This window comes from Alistipes sp., from assembly GCF_048465575.1.
Classification (GTDB): Bacteria; Bacteroidota; Bacteroidia; order Bacteroidales; family Rikenellaceae; genus Alistipes.
Genome location: NZ_DBFWLG010000019.1, coordinates 11597 through 34931 on the forward strand (window position 1 = coordinate 11597; position 23335 = coordinate 34931).

At 61.3% G+C, this 23335-nt stretch carries 24 protein-coding genes; 2 read left to right on the plus strand and 22 right to left on the minus strand.

The window, feature by feature from the left end:
• The first annotated feature begins 15 nt into the window (after positions 1-15).
• Entirely contained in the window at positions 16-4275 is a 4260-nt protein-coding gene (gene rpoC / locus ACMQ11_RS05915) for a DNA-directed RNA polymerase subunit beta' (protein WP_418991841.1), read from the plus strand.
• A 54-nt stretch (positions 4276-4329) separates the two neighbouring features.
• Positions 4330-4632, plus strand: a complete 303-nt coding sequence (locus ACMQ11_RS05920) for a hypothetical protein (protein ID WP_418991842.1) — start codon at positions 4330-4332, stop codon at positions 4630-4632.
• 174 nt (positions 4633-4806) lie between these two features.
• On the opposite strand, the gene ACMQ11_RS05925 is transcribed toward ACMQ11_RS05920, so the two are convergent.
• The 22 genes from ACMQ11_RS05925 to ACMQ11_RS06030 all read right to left on the minus strand — a co-directional run bounded on the left by ACMQ11_RS05925 (position 4807) and on the right by ACMQ11_RS06030 (position 23335).
• Positions 4807-7725: a PL29 family lyase N-terminal domain-containing protein gene (locus ACMQ11_RS05925; protein WP_418991843.1), complete on the minus strand. Its 2919-nt coding sequence runs from the start codon at positions 7723-7725 to the stop codon at positions 4807-4809.
• A 213-nt stretch (positions 7726-7938) separates the two neighbouring features.
• Complete coding sequence (locus ACMQ11_RS05930; RefSeq protein ID WP_418991844.1) at positions 7939-9141, minus strand: L-serine ammonia-lyase, iron-sulfur-dependent, subunit alpha; 1203 nt, start codon at positions 9139-9141, stop codon at positions 7939-7941.
• Positions 9142-9395: 254 nt separating this feature from the next.
• A complete protein-coding gene (locus ACMQ11_RS05935) occupies positions 9396-10025 on the minus strand; it encodes a DUF6808 domain-containing protein (protein ID WP_418991845.1) in 630 nt (209 codons plus the stop codon).
• A gap of 4 nt (positions 10026-10029) precedes the next feature.
• A complete protein-coding gene (locus ACMQ11_RS05940) occupies positions 10030-10326 on the minus strand; it encodes a Thoeris anti-defense Tad2 family protein (RefSeq protein ID WP_418991846.1) in 297 nt (98 codons plus the stop codon).
• A gap of 48 nt (positions 10327-10374) precedes the next feature.
• A complete protein-coding gene (locus ACMQ11_RS05945; RefSeq protein WP_418991847.1) occupies positions 10375-10857 on the minus strand; it encodes a D-Ala-D-Ala carboxypeptidase family metallohydrolase in 483 nt (160 codons plus the stop codon).
• Complete coding sequence (locus tag ACMQ11_RS05950; protein ID WP_418991848.1) at positions 10854-11198, minus strand: hypothetical protein; 345 nt, start codon at positions 11196-11198, stop codon at positions 10854-10856. The genes ACMQ11_RS05945 and ACMQ11_RS05950 overlap by 4 nt, the downstream gene beginning before the upstream one ends.
• A 4-nt stretch (positions 11199-11202) precedes the next feature.
• Positions 11203-11487, minus strand: coding sequence for a hypothetical protein (locus tag ACMQ11_RS05955; RefSeq protein WP_418991849.1), 285 nt, complete (start codon positions 11485-11487; stop codon positions 11203-11205).
• A 12-nt stretch (positions 11488-11499) separates the two neighbouring features.
• Positions 11500-11775: a hypothetical protein gene (locus ACMQ11_RS05960; protein WP_418991850.1), complete on the minus strand. Its 276-nt coding sequence runs from the start codon at positions 11773-11775 to the stop codon at positions 11500-11502.
• Between the two features lie 11 nt (positions 11776-11786).
• On the minus strand, positions 11787-13136 hold the full coding sequence (locus tag ACMQ11_RS05965) for a hypothetical protein (RefSeq protein WP_418991851.1): 1350 nt from the start codon (positions 13134-13136) through the stop codon (positions 11787-11789).
• Between the two features lie 12 nt (positions 13137-13148).
• The gene (locus ACMQ11_RS05970) at positions 13149-13706 is read right to left on the minus strand and encodes a hypothetical protein (protein WP_418991852.1); all 558 of its coding nucleotides are present in this window, start codon (positions 13704-13706) and stop codon (positions 13149-13151) included.
• Entirely contained in the window at positions 13703-13834 is a 132-nt protein-coding gene (locus ACMQ11_RS05975; protein ID WP_418991853.1) for a hypothetical protein, read from the minus strand. Before ACMQ11_RS05975 ends, ACMQ11_RS05970 begins: the two co-directional genes overlap by 4 nt.
• Complete coding sequence (locus tag ACMQ11_RS05980) at positions 13831-14070, minus strand: hypothetical protein (RefSeq protein ID WP_418991854.1); 240 nt, start codon at positions 14068-14070, stop codon at positions 13831-13833. Before ACMQ11_RS05980 ends, ACMQ11_RS05975 begins: the two co-directional genes overlap by 4 nt.
• A gap of 11 nt (positions 14071-14081) precedes the next feature.
• Positions 14082-16028 carry a collagen-like triple helix repeat-containing protein gene (locus tag ACMQ11_RS05985; RefSeq protein WP_418991855.1) on the minus strand — a complete coding sequence of 649 codons (1947 nt, stop codon included), beginning with the start codon at positions 16026-16028 and terminating at the stop codon, positions 14082-14084.
• A gap of 22 nt (positions 16029-16050) precedes the next feature.
• Positions 16051-16689, minus strand: coding sequence for a hypothetical protein (locus ACMQ11_RS05990; protein ID WP_418991856.1), 639 nt, complete (start codon positions 16687-16689; stop codon positions 16051-16053).
• Positions 16690-16708: 19 nt separating this feature from the next.
• Positions 16709-17665: a hypothetical protein gene (locus ACMQ11_RS05995; protein ID WP_418991857.1), complete on the minus strand. Its 957-nt coding sequence runs from the start codon at positions 17663-17665 to the stop codon at positions 16709-16711.
• Positions 17666-17667: 2 nt separating this feature from the next.
• On the minus strand, positions 17668-18171 hold the full coding sequence (locus tag ACMQ11_RS06000; RefSeq protein ID WP_418991858.1) for a hypothetical protein: 504 nt from the start codon (positions 18169-18171) through the stop codon (positions 17668-17670).
• Positions 18155-19330 carry a hypothetical protein gene (locus ACMQ11_RS06005; protein WP_418991859.1) on the minus strand — a complete coding sequence of 392 codons (1176 nt, stop codon included), beginning with the start codon at positions 19328-19330 and terminating at the stop codon, positions 18155-18157. The genes ACMQ11_RS06000 and ACMQ11_RS06005 overlap by 17 nt, the downstream gene beginning before the upstream one ends.
• Before the next feature lie 5 nt (positions 19331-19335).
• Positions 19336-20061: a hypothetical protein gene (locus ACMQ11_RS06010; protein WP_418991860.1), complete on the minus strand. Its 726-nt coding sequence runs from the start codon at positions 20059-20061 to the stop codon at positions 19336-19338.
• Between the two features lie 6 nt (positions 20062-20067).
• Positions 20068-20685 carry a hypothetical protein gene (locus ACMQ11_RS06015; protein ID WP_418991861.1) on the minus strand — a complete coding sequence of 206 codons (618 nt, stop codon included), beginning with the start codon at positions 20683-20685 and terminating at the stop codon, positions 20068-20070.
• 19 nt (positions 20686-20704) lie between these two features.
• Entirely contained in the window at positions 20705-21787 is a 1083-nt protein-coding gene (locus tag ACMQ11_RS06020) for a hypothetical protein (protein ID WP_418991862.1), read from the minus strand.
• 21 nt (positions 21788-21808) lie between these two features.
• On the minus strand, positions 21809-23014 hold the full coding sequence (locus ACMQ11_RS06025; protein ID WP_418991863.1) for an ATP-dependent Clp protease proteolytic subunit: 1206 nt from the start codon (positions 23012-23014) through the stop codon (positions 21809-21811).
• A gap of 81 nt (positions 23015-23095) precedes the next feature.
• A complete protein-coding gene (locus ACMQ11_RS06030; RefSeq protein ID WP_418991864.1) occupies positions 23096-23335 on the minus strand; it encodes a hypothetical protein in 240 nt (79 codons plus the stop codon).

Sequence of the window (23335 nt, forward strand, 5' to 3'; positions counted from 1 at the left end):
AAAACGAAAACAAATATGTCCATTTCCAAAGACAATAAGACGAACAACGGTTACAGCCGGATTTCGATCGGCCTGGCCTCCCCCGAGGAGATTCTGGCCCAGTCGAGCGGCGAGGTGCTCAAGCCCGAGACCATCAACTACCGTACCTACAAGCCCGAGCGGGACGGTCTGTTCTGCGAGCGCATCTTCGGTCCGGTCAAGGACTACGAGTGCCACTGCGGCAAGTACAAGCGCATCCGCTACAAGGGGATCGTCTGCGACCGCTGCGGCGTGGAGGTGACCGAGAAAAAGGTGCGCCGCGAGCGCATGGGCCACATCTCGCTGGTGGTTCCGGTGGTCCACATCTGGTATTTCCGTTCGCTGCCCTCGAAGATCGGCTATCTGCTGGGTATTCCCTCCAAGAAGCTCGAGGCGATCATCTACTACGAGCGCTACGTCGTGATCAACGCCGGCGCCGCTTCGGAGCAGGGCATCGAGCGCTTGCAGACCCTCTCGGAGAAAGAGTATCTCGATGTGCTGGCCGCGCTGCCCAAGGGCAACCAGTCGCTCGACGACAGCGACCCCAACAAGTTCGTCGCCCAGATGGGCGCCGAGGCCGTGCTGGCGCTGCTCAGACAGGTGGACCTCGATTCCATGTCCTACGCCCTGCGGCACAAAGCCTCGACCGAGACCTCGCAGCAGCGCAAGTCCGAGGCGCTGAAATGCCTCAATGTCATCGAGTCGTTCCGCGCCTCGGAGGGCAAGAACAAGCCCGAGTGGATGGTGCTGAACGTCATTCCCGTCATTCCGCCCGAGCTGCGCCCGCTGGTGCCGCTCGACGGCGGCCGCTTCGCCACATCGGATTTGAACGACCTCTACCGCCGCGTCATCATCCGCAACAACCGCCTCAAGCGCCTGATCGAGATCAAGGCCCCCGAGGTGATTCTGCGCAACGAGAAACGCATGTTGCAGGAGGCCGTCGACTCGCTCTTCGACAACTCGCGCAAGTCGAATGCCGTGAAGAACGAGTCGAACCGCCCGCTCAAATCGCTCTCCGATTCGCTCAAGGGCAAGCAGGGCCGCTTCCGCCAGAACCTGCTGGGTAAGCGCGTCGATTACTCGGCCCGTTCGGTCATCGTCGTGGGTCCCGAGCTGAAGATGCACGAGATGGGTATTCCCAAGGACATGGCCGCCGAATTGTACAAGCCGTTCGTGATCCGCAAGTTGATCGAGCGCGGCATCGTCAAGACCGTCAAGTCGGCCAAGAAGATCATCGACAGGAAAGACCCCGTGATCTGGGGCATTCTGGAGAACGTCATCAAGGGCCACCCCGTGCTGATGAACCGCGCCCCGACGCTGCACCGCCTGGGTATCCAGGCGTTCCAGCCCAAACTGATCGAGGGCAAGGCCATGCAGCTCCATCCGCTGGCCTGTACGGCGTTCAACGCCGACTTCGACGGCGACCAGATGGCCGTCCACCTGCCGCTGGGCAACGCCGCCATCCTGGAGGCGCAGCTGCTGATGCTCGGCTCGCACAACGTCCTGAACCCCGCCAACGGCGCCCCGATCACCGTGCCCTCGCAGGACATGGTCCTGGGCCTCTACTACATCACCAAACCCCGCAAGGGCGTCAAGGGCGAGGGCCGCATCTTCTACGGCCCCGAGGAAGCGATCATCGCCTACAACGAGAAGCAGGCCGACCTGCACGCCATCGTCAAGTGCCTGGTGGACGACATTGACGCAGCGGGCAACCCGATCCGCGAGGTCAAGGAGACGACCATCGGCCGCATCCTCTTCAACCAGGTGGTTCCCAAGGAGGTGGGCTACATCAACGAGGTGCTGACCAAGCGGTCGCTGAGGGACATCATTGCCGTGGTGATGAAGAAAGCCGGCGCCGACAAGGTGGCCGCGTTCCTCGACGACATCAAGAACATGGGCTACCGCATGGCATTCCGCGGCGGTCTGTCGTTCAACCTCGACGCCGTGATTATTCCCGACCAGAAAGAGCAGCTCGTGCAGGAGGGTTACGAACGCTCGGATGCGATCATGGAGGACTACAACATGGGTCTGATCACCAACAACGAGCGTTACAACCAGATCATCGACGTCTGGACCAACATCAATACCAAGCTCACCAAGGCGGTGATCGAAACCCTGGTCAAGGACGACGACGGCTTCAACCCGGTCTACATGATGCTCGACTCGGGCGCCCGCGGTTCGAAAGAGCAGATCCGTCAGCTCAGCGGCATGCGCGGTCTGATGGCCAAGCCGCAGAAATCGGGCGTCGAGGGCGGCCAGCAGGTCATCGAGAACCCGATCCTCTCGAATTTCAAGGAGGGCCTTTCGGTGCTCGAATATTTCATCTCGACGCACGGCGCCCGCAAGGGTCTGGCCGATACGGCCCTCAAGACGGCCGACGCCGGTTACCTGACGCGCCGTCTGGTCGACGTGGCGCAGGATGTCATCATCAACGAGGAGGACTGCGGCACGCTGCGCGGACTGACGGCTACGGCCATCAAGCGCAACGACGACGTGGTGCAGACCCTTTACGACCGCATCCTGGGCCGCGTGGCCCTGAACGACGTGATCCACCCGCTCACGGGCGAGGTGATCTGCAAGGCCGGCGAGGAGATCACCGAGGCCATTGCCGACGAGATCGAGAAATCGCCCCTCGAGTCGGTCGAGATCCGTTCGGTGCTCACGTGCGAAGCCCGCCGGGGCGTCTGCGCCAAGTGCTACGGACGCAACCTGGCCACGGCCCGCATGGTCCAGAAAGGCGAGGTCGTGGGCGTCATCGCCGCCCAGTCGATCGGCGAGCCGGGTACGCAGCTTACGCTCCGTACGTTCCACGTCGGCGGCGTGGCCGGCGGCACGGCCGTCGAGACCAACGTCGTTTCGAAATACGAGGGACGGCTCGAAATCGACGAGCTGCGCACCGTCAAGGGCAAGAACGCCGCGGGCGAGGCGATCGACATCGTCATCTCGCGCCAGTCGGAGTTCCGCATCGTCGATCCCAAGACCGAGATCGTGCTCTATACGCACAACCTGCCCTACGGCGCCACGCTCTTCATGCAGGACGGCGCCGAGGTGCATAAGGGCGACCTTGTTTGCGAGTGGGACCCCTACAACGCCGTGATCATCTCGGAATTCGAGGGTCGCGCCGCCTACGAGAACATCGTCGAGGGCATCACCTACCGCGACGAACGCGACGAGCAGACGGGCCTCTCGGAGAAAGTGGTCGTCGAGTCCAAGGACAAGACCCGCAACCCCGTCATCCGGATCGTCAACAAGGAGGGCGTGGAGGTCAGGCAGTACAATCTGCCCGTGGGGGCGCACGTGGTCGTCAAAGACAACGCCAAGATCAAGGCGGGCGACATCCTCATCAAGATTCCGCGCGCCGTCGGCAAGTCGGGCGGCGACATCACGGGCGGTCTGCCGCGCGTGACGGAGCTCTTCGAGGCCCGCAACCCGTCGAACCCGGCCATCGTCTCGGAGATCGACGGCGAGGTGACGTTCGGCAAGATCAAGCGCGGTAACCGCGAGATCGTCATCACCTCGAAGCAGGGCGACGTGAAGCGCTACCTGGTGCCCCTGTCGCGTCAGATCATCGTGCAGGAGAACGACTACGTGAAGGCCGGCAGCCCGCTTTCGGACGGCGCCATCACTCCGTCGGACATCCTCAACATCCTCGGACCGACCCGGGTACAGGAGTACATCGTCAACGAGGTGCAGGAGGTCTACCGCATGCAGGGCGTGAAGATCAACGACAAGCATTTCGAGGTCATCGTCCGTCAGATGATGAACAAGGTGCGCATCGAGGACCCGGGAGACACCCGCTTCTTCGAGGACCAGGTCGTCGACAAGTGGGAGTTCATGGACGTGAACGACGAGCTGTACGACAAGGTCGTCGTCGTGGAAGCCGGCGACTCCACGGCGCTCCAGCCCGGACAGATCGTCTCGCTGCGCAAGCTGCGGGACGAGAATTCGAGCCTCAAGCGGCGCGACCTGCGCCCGGTTCAGGTGCGCGACATCGTGCCTGCGACCTCGACCCAAGTGTTGCAGGGTATCACCCGCGCGGCCTTGCAAACCTCGAGCTTCATCTCGGCGGCTTCGTTCCAGGAGACCACCAAGGTGCTGAACGAGGCGGCCATCCAGGCCAAGGTCGACCCGCTGGAGAACCTCAAAGAGAACGTCATTTGCGGCCACCTGATCCCCGGCGGCACGGGCCTGCGGGACTACGACAACCTCGTGGTCGGCTCCACGGCCGAACTGGAGGCGCTCCAGCAGGCGCAGTAGAGTTGTTCGTGTGACAGTAAAAGGGTCTCCCGCTTTCGCGGGAGGCCCTTTTTGTTGCCGGGAGCTCTTTTCGGATGCTCCAAGGATGAGGACGAGGACAACCTGCATATTATCTATGCCGAGGAGTTCGAAGCCGGGGCTTCGGTGGATATTTATACGCTGGTAGATACCTCCTCTCCGATCCTCACGGGCGAACTGGACCGCAGCGGCAAGTTCCACTGCCGGCTGAAACCGGGGGACTATGAGTTCCGGCTGAAAAAACTGAAATGTTGCAATTCCCAGATTCAGAAAGGACGTCTCACCCGGATCGTGAACCTGCCGCGCAGCGGAATCACGGTCGAATACCGCAATCTGTAGCCGCTCGGGCTCCGACCGGCGAATAGAACCTCCTGATCGGATAGGAGTATCTTCGTTATTTGATGAGGGGTGGCGGTCGGAGGCAGGGCCAAGGTTGCTTCGTCCCCGGTCGTACCAAACGAATAACGGACGCTTCGGTGGAAGCGTCCGTTCTTATCGCGGGTGTGGGCCTTGCTACATGCCGAAGGGAACCGTCTCGCCGTTGAGCGTCATTTCGCTGAACACCGCCGTGGCGGTTTTGCTGTTGTTGCCGCTGTTGACCGCCAGACCGACATAAACGGTCTCGGGCAGTTCGGCAAAGGACTCCGTCCGCGCTTTTCCGAACGTCGCGCCGACGTCCAGCGAATAGCTGATCGAACAGTCGTTGCCCGCACGGACGAGTTTGAGCACCGGTTTGGCCCCCTCGACGACGGTTGCCGGCGCCGTGATCGCTCCGCGGGAGGCGTTCGCTACCGTCGTGCGCACCGAACGCATGTAGGTGTTTGCGGGTGCTGCCGCCGCCATGACGTGCAGGAAATTGGTTCCCGAAGCCGTTATGTCGGGGGTGAGCAGAATGCCCGCCAGTGACTGGTTCGAAATGCCCGGCGTCTCAAAGGAATCGACCGTGACCGTGGCTTCGAAATCCCCCGTCACCTCGCGGCAGACATACCCGAACGTCTGCGTGCCGCTCTCGAATTTGCCCTGTGCCGTCAGCGTGAGGGTCTCCGAGAGGCTGGCTTGCGGTGACGCGCTGCCGCTGGCAAAGAGGGTCCAGCCATTTCCGAGGTCGCTGCCGCCCGGCTGCGGACCGGGGTCGGGATCGGTTCCCGGATCGGGATCGGTGGTGGTGATTCCGCCGTTGTTCACCTCGATGGGAGCCTTGGCCAAACCCGGGAGTTTCCCGACGCCTGCCGAAGAGGGTACGATGGTCGAAAGCTGTTCGGCTTCGTCCACAAGGTAGTTGTAGGCGGGTTTGAAATCGTTGTACGTATAGGGCGAAGCGAGTTTTTCGCCGTTGTAGGCTTTCCACTCCACGTTGGTGAACGGGTAGGGGTCGATGGCCTTGTCGGGCCGGTTCAGAAAGACGTTGCCCCGCTCGTAAAGGAATCCTGCGACGGAGCCCTGGAGGTTCGACACCCAGCTGCTGCCGCTCGGCTTGGCCGGGAACGTGCATATATCGGTAGGCAGCTGGACGCTTTCGAAGAGGTTGTCCTCGACGAGCACCATTGCGCCGTAAGCACTGCCGACACCGTAGGTGGTCACCTGGTTGAAGAAATTGTTGTAAACGTGTGCCCGGCCGAACCGAACCCGGGGATGGCGCGACGAAGAGAGGTCGAAATAGTTGTGGTGGAACGTCACGCTGATTTTCGTGTCGGCCGAAGCGCTGTTGGAGTGCCCTACCAGACAGGATTTCTGCGTCTTGATGAAATGGCACCACGAAACGGTTACGTTGTAGGTGGCGTGCGTCACGTCGCAAGAGCCGTCTTCGTAGTCTTTGGTCTGGTTGACCGACTCGAACGTGCAGTGATCCACCCAGACGTTATGGCTCTCCTGCATCGAGATACCGTCGGCTCCGTTGTTGGCTTTGGGCATCTTGATGTATAGGTTGCGGATGATGATATTCTCCGAGTCGTTGATGAACAGACCGATGTTCTGCATCACGAAGTTGTCGGTACCGAGGATGGTGAGGTTACCCGTTCGTTTGATGTCGAACCAGGGACTTGCGTCGCTGCCTCCGCGGCCCTGATCCTTGGTGAACGTTCCGCTCAGGTAGACGATTGCCGGAGTCAGGTCCTTGTTCTTCTCGCGCAGATAGAGCCACTCGCGGAACTTGTCGCCGTTGTCGAAATGATGGGTCTGGGCCGCCGTTGCACCTGCGCCGCCGGTCGTTCCCTCGGCGTATCCGTAGAGTTTGTCCAGTTCGACATTGCCTGTTACGGGCGGATCGACCGGATCGGGTGTTTCGTTGCCGGCCTGTGCCACCACAACGGGGTACTCTTTCTCGCCCGCCGTGAGCAGGATGACAGCCGAGCGTGCCGCACCGGAATTTTCACCGATCCGAAAGACCAGGTTGTCGGTACGCAATGCCCGGGTTTCGAGCTGGGAGATCCAGCTTTTGGCACCCTCTTCGATCGTGACCGCATACTCCATGTCGGTTTCGACCGGAACGATGAGTTGCTGCTCACTGGCGTCCACCTGGAAAGAGTCCGTGACACGCAGAATACCGCACTCAAAGGTGATGGCGGCCATCGCCGTGCGCAGGTCATCCGAAGCGAAGACCAGCACCCGGGTATATTCGTCGATGGCTTCGGGGTCGGAGGTGCTGAGCACAATGACCCCGGAGGTCGGCGTTTGTGCTTCGGCTTTGGCCCGGATGACCTGCGAGGAGACGATCTCGACGGAGGCCTCTCCCGTGACATTTTGCAAGCTGTAGGCGACCGTTACCGGGCTGTCGGCAGCGATGCTGACCAAATTGCTTTCCAGCTCGATGCGGAGCCGGTCGGCTTTCGGAAGCGTGATGACGGTGCCGTCCGCAAGGGTGAAGACTACCTCGGTCTGTGTCTGCGTGACCGATTTGAAAAAGGAGTCGCCGTCGTCACCCGTCGCCTTGCCCATTTTATTCCATGTCGTACCGTTGTCGGTTGAAACCCACCAGTAGTCCTCTTCGATTTTCAGTTGGGGCGTAGCACCGCTGGGGCCTTCAACGCCCCGGGCCGGAATCTTGCTGCCGTCGGACGCCGTAAGCCACTCTCCGTCCACGGTCCAGTAGTAATCCTCTCCCTCCTGCGCCACCCCTATTACGGGAGCTCCGGCACTGGTCCCGTGGTAGATAGGGATGGTCTTGCCGTCTGTAAACGTAATGGTGTAACCCACGACTCCCCCCCCCTCGTTTACCAGCGCATCGACCGATTCGATGCTCTTGGCCTGGCCGAGCGCATCGACCAGCGTTTGCATCGCGGAGATATTCGCATTCATCTCCCCGCAAAGTTTTTCGAGCCGGTCGATTCGTTCTTCCAGATCGTCCATGCGCCCGCTCAGGGTCCCGTAGTCGTTGTCGTTGCAAGCTCCGAAAAGGAGCGGAAGCAAAAGCGTCAGTCGGAATAATTTTTTCATTTGCAGTTGTGTTTTAGGTTGAAACTGCAAACAAAGGTAGTCGCATGAATTTCTTCGTGCGAGGACTTTCTATCCGGAAACATGAAAAAATTGTCGCATGCAAATCGAAAATCCGCATGCGACAAGGGATACCTATTTAATAAAAAGGCAAAATTTCGGGTGTTGCGGCTCGGTAGAACGTGCAAGCCCGATGCTCCTCGCGCGGCTTCTCGCTCAGTCGCGGGTATAGCGTTTGGCCAGGCCGCCCTCGGAGGTCTCGCGGTAGAGGCTCGGGAGGTTGTGGCCCGTCTCGTTCATTACCTCGACGACCTTGTCGTAGGAGACCAGGTGCGAACCGTCGGAGAGCGTGGCGTAGATGTTGGCGTCCAAGGCGCGGGCCGCTGCGATGGCGTTGCGCTCGATGCAGGGGACCTGCACCAGGCCGCACACGGGGTCGCACGTCAGGCCCAGGTGGTGCTCCAGCCCCATCTCGGCGGCGTATTCGATCTGCGAGGGGGTGCCGCCGAAGAGCTGGCAGGCGGCCGCCGCAGCCATGGCGCATGCCACGCCGACCTCGCCCTGGCAGCCGACTTCGGCCCCCGAGATCGAGGAGTTGGTCTTGGCCACGTTGCCGAACAGCCCAGCCGTGGCCAGCGCCCTCAGGATGCGGATGCGCAGAAAATCGCGCGAGGTCGAGAGGTGGTACAGGACGGCCGGCACGACGCCGCTCGAACCGCACGTGGGGGCCGTTACGACCTCCCCGCCCGAGGCGTTCTCCTCGGAGGTGGCCAGCGCATAGGCGTAGATTTTGGCGCGCGACGAGAGCGAATCGGTGTAACTCTTCGACTTGACCAGGTAGGTGCTCGCCTTGCGGGCGACTTTCAGGCCGCCCGGCAGCACGCCGTCGTTGTTCAGACCCCGTTCGATGGTCCGGCACATCACAGTCCAGATGCGGTCGAGGTAGTCCCAGATTTCGGGCCCCTCGCAATCCTCGACATACTCCCAGAAAGTCTTGCCCTCGCGGTAGCACCACTCCTTGATCTGCGTGATGGTCGTCAGCGGGTAGATGTGTTCGGCCCGGGCGAAAGTGCCCGCCTCGTCGGCGAGCGCCCCGCCTCCGACGCTGTAAACGGTCCAACTGTCGACAATCCGCTCCTGCTTCACCCCCTCGAACAACATCCCGTTGGGGTGGAAAGGGAGAACAACCTCGGGCTTCCAGACGATTTCGGTCGGTGCCGACCGCTCGAGCACCGAGCGGATCACCGTGTCGGTGAGGTGGCCCCTGCCCGTTGCGGCGAGCGATCCGTAGAGGGTGACGCGGTAGGCGTCGACCCCGCGACAGTGCCCGGTGAAGAGTTCCGCAGCACGTTTAGGTCCCATCGTGTGGCTGCTCGAGGGGCCGTTTCCGATCTTATAGAGTTCTTTGAGCGATTCCATAGTCTTTCAAAAAAAAGAGGGAGTCGCCCTCTTTTTCTGTTTGGTAGCCCCACCGCGACTCGAACGCGAATTTAGGGTTAGGAAACATTATATTTTTCTACGTCACTTGCTTAGTAGTCAGTTCGTTACTATTTTCTATAAAAATAATATGGCAACAATATGGCAACTTTTGCAAAAATGCGGGGTTGCCGAAGCAACGCCTGCACAACGCACGATGCCGTCGAATGGTTCCGACATCGGTACAAAGATAGTATTTATTTTGTAATTCTCCACACCGCCACCCCGACCTTTACCTGCCCGAACGGTCCGTCGTTGTGGGTGTCGTATCCGGCAGCGGCGGAGAGATGGAGCCGTCCGAGGTTGTAGCGGGCGTGGGCACCGATCCAGATTCCGCTTCCGGCGGGCGAGCGCCATGCCCCGGCGGCCGGTCCGATCTCCCAGCGGTAGGGCTTGTGAATGACCGATGTTCGGATGCGCTCGGCGGCGTAGAGCTCCAGCTTGTCGAGGCGGGGCCCGAGGCCGCCGACCGTCGGTCCGGACACGACGGCAAAGAACGTCGTGTCGCGTCCGCCGTACTCCAGGCGTTCGATGTCGAAATGCAGCTCGACGCTGTCGGGCGTATCTTCACAACCGAACCCGTGCTGCCCGACCGGCACAACGACGGTTTGGCGCACCGTATCTGCCGGTGCAAAGAGCAGCAGCGGCACCCGGACCGCGGCGGTCGAGTGCGACACGCGCACGGGTTCGGGCTTTTCGTAGTAGACCGGGACGGTCTGCACGCTTTCAACGATCGCCACCGAAGCCGCTCCCTGGCGGTAGCCCCAGCCGTAGAGCAGCACCCCGGCAGCCACAGCCACAAGCAGACAGAGGATCAGCCGTCTCATGCGGTCACGAGTTGATAATCCGCCAGTCGTCGGCAAAGATGTCCTCCCACGAGGGGATATAAGACGTTGCATGCGCTTCCCGCCCGTGGTCGCGCGCCTGGACGATCAACACCTGGTCGTGATACGCCACGGTGCCGCATAGGATTTTCTTGGCCGGCTCGGGCAGGCTGGTCATGCGCGGCACGACCTCTGCCGCGAGGGTCTGCGGAATCTGTTTGACAATGAACGTTCCTCCGGCCCACGCTTCGCGGGCGACGGTTTCGCCCGTCTTCAGGCGGTCGATGATTTCTGAAAATTTCATGATGCTTTAAATTTAAGTGTTTCGAGATTGAGTTGATGCTGCCCGCTTCTATGCGGTCATAGCTTGATAGCGTCCGCCCCGCATGGATAGCATCTGGCGGCGCTGGCCGCCCCGGCGATTCTTGTAACCGATGTGCAACCAGCGGGGCACGCCGGCGCCGTTCTCGTCCTCGGAGATGAGTTGGTCGAACGGCCGTCCGGCGAGCCACGAGCGGCAGAACTGCTTGAACTCGGCCAGGCGTCCGTTCTGCGGCACCAGGTCGAACGCGTAGCCGACGCAGTGTGCCGAAGTCGTGGAGCCGCTGACGGCGCGATTGAGCCGGAAACCGCGGTAGCCGGACGATACGCGCAGCGCCGGGGTCCCCCACTGCTCGCGTGCGCAGCGCAGGGCCCACGCCTCGCGCAGGGGGTCGAGCAGCTGGGCCGCGGTCATTTCGATATTTGCCCGGTGCTCGGCGGTCGGGGTGTTGTCCAGCCCGCGGGCAAGGGCCGTGTCGGAGCGCGTGAGCTCCGCAAGGGTGAAATGTTTCATTGTTTGTGGGGATTATTGAGTTGTGAGCCGAACGGCGGCTTGCGTGTGGCACACCCGAGGGTTTCGCATTTGTACATGGTCAGCACGGCTTTCTGCGTCGTCAGACTGTTGTTCTGGTCGCGCAGATAGCCGTTTTCCTTGTAGAGGGCGTCGATCTTCTTGTTCTGCGACTCGACCTTTGCTTCGGCTTTGTCGTAGAGTTCACGCCATTGTGCCGAGGCCGTCGTCTCGTTCTGCAACTGCCGGGCGCGCTTGTTCTCCTTGAAGAAAACAAGGCCTGCGATGCCGCCGCCCGATACCAGGGCGGAGACGATGGCGACGACGACAGTGGTCCAATCCATCATCTTACATGATTGCGAATGCGACCGCCACCCATACCACCGCCCCGCCGAGGATCGTGGCGAGGAGGTCGCGGGTGTCGGGCATGGGGTCGAGGCGGTACTCCTTGTAGAGTGCCGTGCCGAGGACCACGGCGAAAGATACGCAGAGCGCAAGCCAGTTCACGGCCCCGATCCAGCGGGGCGCGAGGAATGCTGCGGCAGCCAGCACGGCCCCGAGAACAACGTGCTGGTACTTGTCTTTGCCGATCCCGTTCAGCCGGTTCAGCAGTTTGATGAGTAGGTTTTTCATGGTTGAATAGGGTTATTGTTTTTCGCCTCCTCTTTGCGCATTCAGGTCCCTTGGCAGGTCTTGCTGTTCGGAGGCTCTGGCTTCGAGTTCGGCCAGCGTCTGCTCGTTGCGGTTGTACTCGTCGTTTGCGGCCTGGTAGCGGACGAAATCGTCGGGATAGGTTTCGCGGAACGACAGACCGGTCTTGACGCACTTTGCCGCCCGGTCGTCCGACGAGGCCATGATCGCCCGCAGCTGGAGCTGGCGAGACTGCAATTCGTTGATTTGGTTGATAATTTCGGGATTCATAACTGGACGGATTACAAGACGGAGACGGGTCGCAGGGGGTTTGCGTTGCACTTGAGGCTTCGGCTTATGTCGCCCAAGTAGCCGTTGTAGAAATACGAGCTATTTATAAGACACTCGCAGGAGGTCCAGGGATAATACCCATCCCCGTAGCAGGTCTCCCGCTCCAGCCGCGAGAGGGTGCGGTTCACGGGGTCCTGTTCCCGGTCGGCGGGCGAGAGCACGCGGTCGTGCATCAAAAGGTAGATTTCATCGACCGACGGCAGCCACCATGCCCCCGCCTCCAGTCCGGTCGCCGCCCCCTCGACCCCGATGCCGTAGTCGAGCGCTGCGGCGGCCGCCGGGTAGCAGGGGGCGCTTCGGCCGTGGATGTCGACGAAGCGCTGTGCGCCGATCTTGGCCGTGTTGGCTTTGCCGTCGCGCAGCATGGCACTGTAGACCGAGGGGTATTCCAGCAGGTGTTCGCCCAGGAGGTAGTCCGGATAGGTCGGATAGGCGGCGGCCAGCGCCGGGTTGTCCGCTTCGGTAAAGGCACTTTGCCGAACGATCGTTTCGCTGCCGGGTTCGATTCCCGTCGTGTCGGCTCCCCGAACCGAATAGTATTGCACGAACCGCCGGGTATTACAGCCCGCTGAGGTAATGATGACCCCGTTTCTGCGGCGAACATACTCGGCATGTCCCTCGATCAGCAGCCCGGCCGAAGCGGTTTGGTAGTTCGCGTTTTCCGGGGTATATGCGATCCGACACCCGCTTGCCACGGCGATTTTCGCATAGGTGTCGTCGAACGTGTTCGATCCCATCACGACAAGATCGTCCGTTGCTGTTGCGCCCCAGCCGCCGTACTCCACCAGGGAGTAGTTGGGCGTACCGCCTTTGAGCGCCGCAGCGATGGCCGCAGCGACGTCGGCGAGCGTGGCGCCAGCGGCATACATCACCGGCACATCGGCGGCCTGGGAGGAGCCGGCGCCGAATGTGAGCACGAACGTCCCGCCCGCCGCGAGGTCGAAGCCCGAGAGGGCGGCCTCGTAGGTGTGCCCCCAGCGGATGCTGCTCGCAGCGTTTTCGAGCGACACCACCCGCAGCCGGTCGCCCTGCCGGGCGTAGACCACGGCCAGCGGCGTGAGGCTCTGTGGAAGCTGCTCTGGATCGAGCGTTGCACTCTTGAGGAAGCGGATTGCGCCTGCCGTACGATCGTAGACGGCCAGGTCGCCCACGGCGGCGGCCGGTCTATCGACGAGGATATTCACCCCCTCGTAGCGCATTGCCCTTTCACTTTCGATGAACGAGACGGCGGATTTCGATGAAAGCCTTTGATTATCGGCTGCAAAAGCTGCCCGATCGGCGTATTTGTTGACTTGTGACATGGTTTTGTTGTGTTAGGCGAGTTTCCATTGAACGACTCCTTCGTTTCCCGTCGAGAAATAGAGCGTGCGGGCGCTCATGTCGATATAGAACAGGCCGGCCCGGCCGGGTGCACGCTTCGGGGCGCCCTCGCCCGTCAGAACGAGGCTTGTTTGGTACAAGACGGTCAACTTGTCGACTTGCAGCTCGGGGATCGCCTCGCGTCCCGCCAGCAGCGCATCGAGCCGGTTTTCGAGCGCCTCGACCCGCGCGGCAAGCGTGCAATCGGAGTGCGCCGAAACCTCGTCCAGCGGATCATCCGGTGCCCCCGAAAATTCTCTTTCTCCGGCATCCGAAGCGGGCGCGTACTGCTCCCGCCGGACGAGGATACGGTCCTGCTGCTCGACATAGCGGGGACTATAGGCGACGGCGGGGTCGTCCGGTTGCGGCGGCTCCTTGTCGTAGACGACGGGTTTGTAGCCCAGCGCGGCCAGGCGCTCGGCGCTCGGGTTCGAGACGGTGTATCCATCCGTCTGCATGGTTGCGGGGGCCCACTCGAGCACTCCCTCTTTGAATTTAGCGTAGGTTTTCATCTGCTATCGGGTTTGTACAGTAAAACAGGGTTGTTGTAAGCCGTCATGTCGTAACCCCCGAGGCTGGCCGGCAGCGGCGTTGCGACGACCGGGGTTCCGTCGGCTGTGATCTGCACGCTAACGGTCATTTCCCGGCTGTTTTGGTGGGGGGGGGATTTTGCCCCTCCGCCTCGATCGCGGCTTCATATCGGGCCTTTTCCTCGGCTGTGGCTATGCGCCACTGGGTGAGCTGCTCGCCGGGCAGCAGTACTCGGCGCGAGCAGAAGATGCGGTCCAGGTCGGGCTCGGCGCCGGCCTGCGTGAGGTAGCAGCCCGCGGGGGCTGCCATCTCGGTATATCCTGTGTGTTGGATCGTTTCGATCATCGTTTGGTGGTTTATGCGGTAGCCAGGGCGATGTTCTTTGCAGCGGCCGCGGTCTTCAGTTCATCGGAGAGTTGGGCGTAGACCTGGGGATGAAAGGTCAGGGTGATGGCTGTGGTGTTGGCGGCATTTTCCACCATATATTCCACGCAAGCCAATTCCAGACGGGAGCTGGCCACCATGTTGAAATTCGCTTTCACATTCATCAGGTTCACCCTTTCCAAGGCTGGACAGTTGGTAAACATCGATAAGGCATGATACCCCGCGAGATTTGTGACATTGAGATAGTCGATCCGTTTCCCTGCCGAAATACCATAACCGTAGATCGCACGTAATTTTTGACAGCCGTTGAAACAGTCGGCGGAGTTGGACACCCCCGATGCAATAACGGCGATTTCAATATTAGAGCGATAAAAAGCGCAATAAACATCACAGGTTTCGTTATAACCCCCTGCAAGCGGGGCAAAGGTGGCACGGAGGGTTTTGTCATTATAACAAAAAAAGTTCATCCCGCCGGATCGAATCCACCGGGCATACATCTCTGCGATGTGCTCATCGGTCAGGTCTTTCAGATCATAGTACTCCCAGAAGCCAGTTGTGGGGTTGAAAGCAGCACCGGCATCGAGACATCCCCGCAATTCCGGCCGCACGCGATACTCGATGGCGGCCTCTGTAATGGCACCGTCCACAAGGGTCAGCACCAGGGCGTAGCGCTTCGCGGAGCGCTTGGAGGTGAACTGGAGCTCCAGGCCGCCGTCGTTGCGGTGCAGGGGCTCCAGGACGGCTTCCTCGACGAACGGGTTGCCGTCGGACAGGGAGTTGATCGTCAGCGACCAGCGGTAATGGCCCGGATCGGCCCAAAACAGCGAGTAGGCGGCTTGGACCTCAGCCGGCAGGGAGGTCAACGTCAGCGGCCAGTTGTCGGCTTCGGTGCCCAGCGTGGCCTCCAGGCAGAGATAGCCTACGGCCGAGGTATTCTCCCGCGCCTGCGCCTGCTGCGAGGCGTTCCACGCCTGTAAGGTGGTCGTGACGGCGGTCAAATCGCGGAAATAGCGTTGCAGAAAGGGGTTGAAGAGCCGCCGCTCGATGTCGTACTCCACCCAGAGGAGCGATAGGTTGTCCATGGCCACCGTGTAGCGGCGGTAGCGGCTCGGGGTGATATGCCCGCCGAATACCAGCGTCATGTCGCCGTAGGGGGTGTCGAGGACTTTGAGCAGGACGGACGCGAGCAGCTCCGCAGCCTCGGCCTCGGTGAGCACCCGCCGGCCGCCCAACTCTTCGTATCGGACCGCAAAGGTCGGGAGACCCGCATTCGACAGCGCCTGCATCTGGGCCGGCACGGGGAGCTGCTGCGGCACGTCGCTCCGCAACGCATCGCCCCATGCGGTGTCGTAGTCCGAAGCGCCCTGCTTGATGAGCGCCTGCCCCGGCCGGCCGCCCGGAGCGACGCCCGGCCCGGCAGGACCCGCGAGGCCCTGCTCCCCCTTTTCTCCGGGAGCACCCGGAGGCCCTTGCGGTCCTGGATCGCCCTTTTCTCCGCGCGCCCCTTGCGGTCCCGGTGTCCCTGGAATCAGCAGCCCCGCGATCTCCAGCAAACTCAGGTCGAGGTCCGCGTCGTCCCCCGGCCAGGGGCCCAGTTCGTACTGCGTGACGAGCGGAACGACGGTCCGTTTGAGTGCCGGTGCGAACGCGGGGTCCTCGGTTTCGAGGATCACCTTGCAGTATAACACGCCGGGCCCCAAGCCGTGGTTTCGGAATGTGCAGACGATGCCGCCGTCGTCGGCCAGACGGCAGTTGCGGTAGCTTTCGCCGTCGTAGCTCGCCGCCACGCTACAGCAGGTCGAATAGCTGTTGCCCGTGTAGAAGAGGAGGGACCACCGCTCCGCCCGGCCGAGGGCTTCGGTCTGAGTGAGCAGGATCTCCAGGTCGCTTTCGTAGTTTCGACGTATCATACGTTCCATAGGCTTCAAAGGTTTCGTTCGCTTATCCCGAAACGGTAAAATAATCGTATCCTCCTGCGCATACCGCCAGCCAGTTCGTCGTGTCGATCGAGTAGGTCTTGTCGGCTTCGATGTCCAGTGCCGACCATACGCTGCCGGGTGCGTCGGATGTGGTAATTGCTACCGAATGCACGGGTCCGTCGAACGAAATGAGGCAATGCACGCCGCCGAGGGTGACGGTTTCGTTGAAGCCCGGATGGATTTGGTGCAGGGTCCCCTCCGAGTCCTGGAATATCATTTCGACCCTCGTGCCGTTGGCCAGCGTGATATTGTAACCATCGGCGGGTGTGGTCGGGGACGCATTCTGGAGAATGGTGATTTGGACACGGAACGCACTCTCTTCGGCCAGCCCCAGCACGACCGGAGCGTATTGCAGCGGAGCGTTCCCCGCGTTGCGCGGCACCGTAATGTGCAGCGCGCCGGGGAAGAACTCGACCGCGAGCCGTGCATCGCTGGAGACGATCCGCAGCGTTCCGTTCGTCTCGACCCCGATCTCCAAATACACGCCCTCGGCGCTTTGATTCTCTATCGTCAGGTCGCCTGCCGTGCCGTCGAGGGTGAGATAATAGCGGGGCGACGCCGGAATGGCCGGTTTGTTCTGTGCGCAAAAAATCCGTTTCATCGTGCAGCGATTCCCTGTTTTAACCGTATACCGAACAGTTGACGATGTGGATGGCCTCGGTGGCCGAGAGGGGCACCCACTGGATCGTGTAGATTTTGTACTGCGCGGCCGTGGCTTCGAGCGTGTCGATTCCCTGCTGGCACTTGAATACCGCGCCGAACGTCACCGTGCAGTTTCCCGAGACCGCCAGGGCGGCGCAATCCGTCTCGGACGAAAACCCCGTGACGCCCGTCACCGAGAGCGCTGCCTGCCCGTACCGGTAGTAGAACCGCCCGGCTGAGGCGACCAGCGTGCTCTCGGCTGCAACGGGCAGAAGCTCCGGAGCAGGCAGCCGGTCGAGCTTGGTTTTGTGCGCTTCGGTGAAATCGAACGTCGAAAGCCCCTTGCCCGCAACCGCATCGACCTTGCCGCGCAAAGCCTCCGTCACGGCCGCCTGGGACATGACAAGATCGGGATAGTCGCCCGGCTGCTGAACCACGGGAACAGCCTCGGACAGCCCCAGGTTGTTGGCGATGACCCCCGTGTCGATATAAGCCTGGAGCTTGTCGTCGTACACGAGCCACGTGTTCTTGTCGCCGATCTTGGGCGACGCTCCCGTATAGGAAACATTGTCGGGAAAATCGACGACGGTAAGCGACAGCGACAGCGTCAGTTCGCGGTAGCCCGTCGGCGCGTCGTCTTTGACCTCGGCGAACCACACCACGGGGGTCGAGTACATGGACCGGTCCGAGAGGTTGACGTTGAAGACAATGCCATACCGACCCGAGGCGGTCAGCTCGCGGGCGCCGAGCAGCCGGACGTAGACGGCATTGGTAACGAAATCGAATGCGACGTCTTCGCAATTCATCGTTGCGCCGGACGGCAGCACGAGCGTCGCCGCGATATGGCGGGCCCGGCGCAGATCGCAGAGGCTGCCCGCGGGAGTGAGCAGCGTGGCCCTGATGCCGCAGCCCTGCCCTGTTTGAATATCATACATGGTCAGTTGCCTATGATTTTGAATTTCGTCCGGTTGGCTTTGACTCTCCCCCGGAGCGTATAGTCGGCGAAAATTTCGGGCTTTGCCTGGATGTAGGCAAGGCACGCTTTCATATACCCGTCGGCGACGGCAAAGGCGTCGTTATAGGCCGTTTGCCGCTCGCGGTATTCGGTCGCTTGCGAATACTCGTCGCGCTTCTGCACGAAGCCGAAGCGCGTGAGGTGGTTGACGCTCGATTTTACCAGGCGCGCCCACACGTAATAGGCCAGCGCACGGCGCAGACCGATGAAATGACGCGGGTTCCCGCGCCGGTCGACATATTCGCCGCCGTCGAGCAGCAGGTCGAAAGGCGCAAGCGTAAAGAGCCGCATGAACAGCTCGTCGCCCAGTTTGGGCTTGATGTCGAGCTGCTCGGCCTCCTCGATGGCGCGTGCGACGATCTCCTCGTCCATGTCGCAGGGCCGGGCGTATTTATCGACGTCGCACGGTTCAATCAGGTGTCGCATGGTCTGCAATCGATTTTACGAGCGGTTCGACTGCGACGTCGCCCGCTCCGGTGTAAGGTATTGCGTTCGGCTCCCAATGGCTGAAAATCGTCCGGTAGGCACGCGAGAGCATCCGCTGCTGCTTGCACACCTGTTCGCAGTATTCGCGCTTGACGTCGGCGGCCAGTTCGCCCGTAAAGCCGATGCTGCCCTTGCGCAGCCGGCCGAACGTCTCCTGGTTGAACGCCGCGTAGATGTTGTCTGTTACGCTGGCCGTCGTCGCCGTGAACTCCTTGTCGTAGTTGTTCGTCTTGAACGGCACGAATTCGGGTTTGTCCTCGTCCGTCTCGATTTCGGCATGCATGATATTCAGAGAGTTGGTATCGCCTTGCAGTTTCTCGAACTCCTCGGTAAAACCGTCGTCGCTCGACCCGCTGCCCTCCTCGTCGCTCCCGCTGCTCTGTCCGCGCTTGGTGACGAGCATGCCCGCCGCGAGAAAGTTGTTGCGCACGTTGCGGTTGTTGACGTTCGACAACCCCTCGTCGGTCGACATGTCGGTCAGTACGACGTCGACCAGCGGCAGCGGGTACGTGAGACGTCCGGCCTTGGTGGAGTAGAGAATCTGCCCCTTGTAGAATTCGATGCCGCCCGCCGCCTGGATTTGCGACTGCACCACCTCGGGCGACGGGTTGAAGACCGGGAACACCTCGATCGTTTCGAGGCCGACCTTGACGGCCTTTCCGCCGCGCGTCTTCCGGCCGCGCCAGTCGGGGTGGACGACGACGTGGCCGATCACGCCGTCGTCGTCCTCCTCTTCCAGCCGGCAGTTCTCGAACGGAACGTGCGCGACGGAGACGATCTGGCCGAGAATGTTGTAATTGACATGCAGGGCGAAGCCGTCGTAATAGGCCATGTCTTCCGCGCACAAATGGTGGACGTCGTCCACCGTGGACCCTTTCGTATCGCATACGCAATCGGAGAGCGCCTGCGAAAAGAGGCCGTTGCCCTCGATGTACGTCGACCGGCGCTCGACGCAGGTGCGACCCGTGGGCGACGATTCGACGATGTCGCGCACGGTCTGCGGATAGAGGTTGTCGGCGCCGTAGGTTTTGATCCCCAGCGACGACAAATACCTCACGTCGACCCGCGTTTCGGGCTTCTTTGTGCGTTTGACGTTCATCGCGCTTACGCTTCGGCGGCGATCCGGTCGATGCAGTCGGAGATAAGGCGGTGCGTGAGCTTCACGCCGCCGATCTCTTTACCTGCCAGCGCGGACTTGATCGCCGATTTCGACTTTCCGGCAAGGAGCTCGGCGGCGATGGCCTGCCGGATGGCGTCGTCGGCCGCAGCTTCGGGGTTCTCAGAGGCCGCCCGGTCGACTTGGGCCTCTTCGGCAGCGTCGGCCGCGGTTGCGGCGTCGATCTGCGCCTGCAATGCTGCGCATCGGCTCTCCAGTTCCGCCTTTTCGGATTCGAGGGCCGCGATCCGCTTGAGCGCGGCTTCGAGTTCCGACGTTTTCCCACCCGCTTTCGAGGCTGCCGCCTCCTTTTTCGCCGACGGGATCACCTCGAAACGCCCTGCGGCGTTCGGGTGCTCTTTGAGGAATGCCGCCGCCACCTCGTCGGTGAGGTTGTCGTTCGTGTAGATTTCGGACGACCCTGCGATTTGCAGGATAACCCCCGCCCGCAGCTTGTAGTTCGATTTTTCTTTCATTTTTCCGTGTTTTTTGATGTAGGAATGGATTTCGGCAACGGCGTCGCGCCACTTGTCAGGACAGCGACAAGAGCGAAGCGGTTTTCCCAGGACCTCGGTGTAGAGTTTTTCGATGGTCGCCCGCTCGGAGTTCGAGTAGGGGCCGTTATGGTCCCTACTCAACTCCGCAAGCAGGATATTCGCCTCGTCGACGGTCATGGCTCACTATGCCGTTGCGGGAGCGAGCATCGTTTTGATGAGGGCTTCGGTGGCGGCGAGCGATCCCGCATTGAGGAACATGGCCGAGCGGGGCGCCTTTTCCTCCTTGAGCGTAATCGCCCAGCCTGACCGGGTGTCGTCGCTGTACTTTTCGCACGACCCGGCTGAAAGCGTGAGGCCGTTGAAAAGGCCCGCGATCTGGTAGGCCGAAGCACCGCGCTCCTTTTCGTTCGCGGCCCGCAAGTTCTTGTGCTTGTTCTGCCAGATGACGAAGAACTCCCCGTCGAGCAGCTTGTCGATGATGTTCTCGCACACCGACGGGCTGTTGTCCGGTACGATGAACGGGAATTCGGTCGACGCCGTGCCGCCCAGCTTGCCGCTGCCGTCGAGGTCGATCTTCAGCCCCTCGAACGGCTTTGCGCCGTACTGGATGATCGGGTACAGCTGCGCGCCCGTAAGGAGCGGCAGGTTCAGTACTTGATTCGTCGTTCCCTCGACGAATTCGAGGCTGGCGATGTCGAGCTGCGCGCGGTTGCCGATCCACGCCGTGCGCTCGACGCCCGGCATAATCGGTTCGGCGCAGCTCTTCTCGATGGCCGCCTTGATGAAATTGTCGCAATTCATAGTCGTGTCGATTTGGGGATTAGAAACCTACCTGCACGAGGTTGTTGTCGGCGATGAGCGTTCCGATCTTGTCTTTGGCCAGAATCTTGTTCATCTGCTCGTCCTTGTTGAACCACACCTGGATGTCGGCCAGCTCGCTTTCGCCCTCCATGCCGACCAGCAGGTTGTCCTTGAGGGTGTAGAGCGCGCGGTAGGGCTTGTTCCACGCCTTGCCGCCCGTGACGGTCTCCGAGCCCTTGATGATCTCGTCGAGGAACGGAATGGCGATCATCTCTACACCGTTGTAGTTCGTTTGGGTGATGCCGTCGAACAGCGCCGTCCACTGCAATTCCGACCCCTTGTTGTTGCGTTTGAGGTCGGCGTCCAGCGCGTCTTTGAGCGCCTGCGTGATGTAGATGAGCTGGCCGTTGGCCTGCCGCAGCACCGTCGAGGCGTCGGAGATAAGGGCGTCGAGGAAATCCACCGCGGCGTAGTTGCCGCGCATGGCGGCTTTCTGCTCGGCGAATGTCGCCGCAGCATTGGCCTCGCAGATCGTGCGGCGCTCGGGGGCCGACGTGACCAGCATGAAGAGCCGCTTCCAGAAGCCGTCGATGAGGGTGAAATAGGCCGGGTCGACGGAGGCGAGCAGGTTCCCCTCGGTCGTCACCGTGTCGGCGGCCTTGTCGCCGAACCAGGCGTAACGCATCAGCATCTTGCGGATGGCCAGTTCGAGGCGCGGCATGAGGATGTGGTCGGTGTACTCCGTGCCCGTGATGTCGCCGATGTTTGTCTTGGTGCGCATGGCCACCTGGGCGATGGTACCCTCCAAATCCTTGTAGCAGATTTTCTCGGCGACCTCCCACTCGCGGATGTCCCACTCCTGCTCGCTAGTGGCGAGGATGCTCGTGCCGAAAGAGGGGTTGCAGCCCTGCGAGGCTTTGCCGACCATGCCGAATTCGCCGACGAAGCCGACCTTTTCGCCATGCTTCTGCCTGGGCAGGAAATTGAAGATTTTGCCGAGCGATTGGGGGTCGGTGACGGCCAGAAAGATGAGCCGCTTGAGGTCTTTGATCGCCCCGTCGTCGGGGGTCAGATTTGCGAAATTGAGTCCTGTGCTTGCCATAATGTGTCGATGTTGTCGTGATTACTCCGTTTTCTGCGCCGCTTCGAGCTGAGCGATGCGCTGCTGTACGCGCGAGAGCGGCTGCGCGGGGGTCTTCTTGCCGCCGCTGGCGGTCGTGGTCTGCCGTGCCGCGGGCTTGTAGTCCGACTTGGCCCGGACCAGCCACTGCTCGCCGCCGGCGATGGCCACGAGGTTCAGAATGCGCTTCTCGTCGGTGGTCTTGGCGTTTTTGCGGGCGTCCGCCAGTTCGGCTTCGAGCTGTGCGACGCGCGTGTTGGCCTCGGCCAAAGCATCGGAATCCGGATCGTCTTCCGGGTCTTCCGGTTCCTCTTCGGCGTCGCGGATTTCGGTGATGACCCCGTCCTCGATGACGATGGTTTTCCCGTCGGGCATTTTGTGCTCGCCGTCCGGCGATGCGCTGTCGCCGACGGCGGGGTCTTCGCCGTCCGGCTTGTCGATGGTGATCGTGTCGCCCGATTCGGTGTTCAGCTCGTAGCTGACCGCTGTCGGTACGACCGATTCCAGTCCTACCGCTGCGGCCAGCGCGGCGATAGCCTTGCGAAGCACGCTTTTGTCTTCGCCTTTCGTGGTTTTTGTTGCCATAGAATTGTGATTGGTTGTTGTTGTTTTCCGCTGCCATGCAGCCGCTTTCGCGCTCTTCGAACCGACGGCCGATGCCGACGCCGCCGGGATGATCGTCTGGATGAATCCGAGCTCCTTTGCCAGCTCCATGTCGATGAACCGGTCTTCGCCCATGAGCGCTTCGAGTTCGGCGCGATCCGCTCCGGTTCGCTCCACGTAAAAATCGAGCATCCGGCGCTCGTCCTCCCTGAGCGAGGCGGCCAGCGTTTCGAGTTCCTCGGCACGGTAGGCATCGGAGAGCGTGTATTCGGGGTAATAAGGCTTGTGGACGAGCAGCGTGGCGTGCGGGTATGCCCTGCGCTCGGAGGCGGCCAGCAATACGACCGAGGCCATGGATGCGCAGCTTCCCTCGATGGTCGCGGTGATCTTCTTGCCCGTGCTCCGCAGCTTGTCGACGATGGCCCACCCCTCGCGGACCTCGCCGCCGTCGCAGTGCAGCAGCAATTCGATTTGCTGGTCGCCCGTCGGGATGCTGTTGATGAACGCGTCCACGTCCTTGAAACTCGTTCCGGCCTCGTCGCAGAACCAGTAGCACTCTTTCGTTGCTTCGGATAGAATCGGATTGTAGAGTTTGAGCGTTGCCATCGGTGGTTTTTTACGGAACAAATCTAAATAAAAACGTGTAATAAATACACGATTTTAAACACAATCGACTGCCACGCCGTGTCAGCAGTTCGACGGAATGTTGCGATTGAAGCGCCCCACGATGCGGTAGACCGTCCGCTCGCTGATCTCGTAGGTGTCGCACAGATAGGCGACGATGTAGGCGATCTTGAAGCCGTCGTGCCGCAGTCGATCGTAATCGCGCCACAGGGGAATATACCGCACGTCTTCGATGGCCACGCCCGCGCGGGCGAGCGTTCGCAGCAGGTCGGCGTGCTGCCTGAGGATTTCATGCACTTTCAT

What these genes read in the sequence shown, in the direction of transcription:
- ACMQ11_RS06015 (WP_418991861.1), bottom strand. Translation starts at nt 20,685, where the DNA reads ATGAATTGCGACAATTTCATCAAGGCGGCCATCGAGAAGAGCTGCGCC.
- ACMQ11_RS05965 (WP_418991851.1), bottom strand. Translation starts at nt 13,136, where the DNA reads ATGTCACAAGTCAACAAATACGCCGATCGGGCAGCTTTTGCAGCCGAT.
- ACMQ11_RS05985 (WP_418991855.1), bottom strand. Translation starts at nt 16,028, where the DNA reads ATGGAACGTATGATACGTCGAAACTACGAAAGCGACCTGGAGATCCTG.
- ACMQ11_RS06025 (WP_418991863.1), bottom strand. Translation starts at nt 23,014, where the DNA reads ATGGCAACGCTCAAACTCTACAATCCGATTCTATCCGAAGCAACGAAA.
- ACMQ11_RS05945 (WP_418991847.1), bottom strand. Translation starts at nt 10,857, where the DNA reads ATGAAACATTTCACCCTTGCGGAGCTCACGCGCTCCGACACGGCCCTT.
- ACMQ11_RS05960 (WP_418991850.1), bottom strand. Translation starts at nt 11,775, where the DNA reads ATGAATCCCGAAATTATCAACCAAATCAACGAATTGCAGTCTCGCCAG.
- ACMQ11_RS05950 (WP_418991848.1), bottom strand. Translation starts at nt 11,198, where the DNA reads ATGGATTGGACCACTGTCGTCGTCGCCATCGTCTCCGCCCTGGTATCG.
- ACMQ11_RS06010 (WP_418991860.1), bottom strand. Translation starts at nt 20,061, where the DNA reads ATGACCGTCGACGAGGCGAATATCCTGCTTGCGGAGTTGAGTAGGGAC.
- ACMQ11_RS05955 (WP_418991849.1), bottom strand. Translation starts at nt 11,487, where the DNA reads ATGAAAAACCTACTCATCAAACTGCTGAACCGGCTGAACGGGATCGGC.
- ACMQ11_RS05940 (WP_418991846.1), bottom strand. Translation starts at nt 10,326, where the DNA reads ATGAAATTTTCAGAAATCATCGACCGCCTGAAGACGGGCGAAACCGTC.
- ACMQ11_RS06000 (WP_418991858.1), bottom strand. Translation starts at nt 18,171, where the DNA reads ATGCGACACCTGATTGAACCGTGCGACGTCGATAAATACGCCCGGCCC.
- rpoC (WP_418991841.1), top strand. Translation starts at nt 16, where the DNA reads ATGTCCATTTCCAAAGACAATAAGACGAACAACGGTTACAGCCGGATT.
- ACMQ11_RS05975 (WP_418991853.1), bottom strand. Translation starts at nt 13,834, where the DNA reads ATGACCGTTAGCGTGCAGATCACAGCCGACGGAACCCCGGTCGTCGCA.
- ACMQ11_RS05990 (WP_418991856.1), bottom strand. Translation starts at nt 16,689, where the DNA reads ATGAAACGGATTTTTTGCGCACAGAACAAACCGGCCATTCCGGCGTCG.
- ACMQ11_RS06005 (WP_418991859.1), bottom strand. Translation starts at nt 19,330, where the DNA reads ATGAACGTCAAACGCACAAAGAAGCCCGAAACGCGGGTCGACGTGAGG.
- ACMQ11_RS06030 (WP_418991864.1), bottom strand. Translation starts at nt 23,335, where the DNA reads ATGAAAGTGCATGAAATCCTCAGGCAGCACGCCGACCTGCTGCGAACG.
- ACMQ11_RS05995 (WP_418991857.1), bottom strand. Translation starts at nt 17,665, where the DNA reads ATGTATGATATTCAAACAGGGCAGGGCTGCGGCATCAGGGCCACGCTG.
- ACMQ11_RS05925 (WP_418991843.1), bottom strand. Translation starts at nt 7,725, where the DNA reads ATGAAAAAATTATTCCGACTGACGCTTTTGCTTCCGCTCCTTTTCGGA.
- ACMQ11_RS05935 (WP_418991845.1), bottom strand. Translation starts at nt 10,025, where the DNA reads ATGAGACGGCTGATCCTCTGTCTGCTTGTGGCTGTGGCTGCCGGGGTG.
- ACMQ11_RS05980 (WP_418991854.1), bottom strand. Translation starts at nt 14,070, where the DNA reads ATGATCGAAACGATCCAACACACAGGATATACCGAGATGGCAGCCCCC.
- ACMQ11_RS05930 (WP_418991844.1), bottom strand. Translation starts at nt 9,141, where the DNA reads ATGGAATCGCTCAAAGAACTCTATAAGATCGGAAACGGCCCCTCGAGC.
- ACMQ11_RS06020 (WP_418991862.1), bottom strand. Translation starts at nt 21,787, where the DNA reads ATGGCAAGCACAGGACTCAATTTCGCAAATCTGACCCCCGACGACGGG.
- ACMQ11_RS05970 (WP_418991852.1), bottom strand. Translation starts at nt 13,706, where the DNA reads ATGAAAACCTACGCTAAATTCAAAGAGGGAGTGCTCGAGTGGGCCCCC.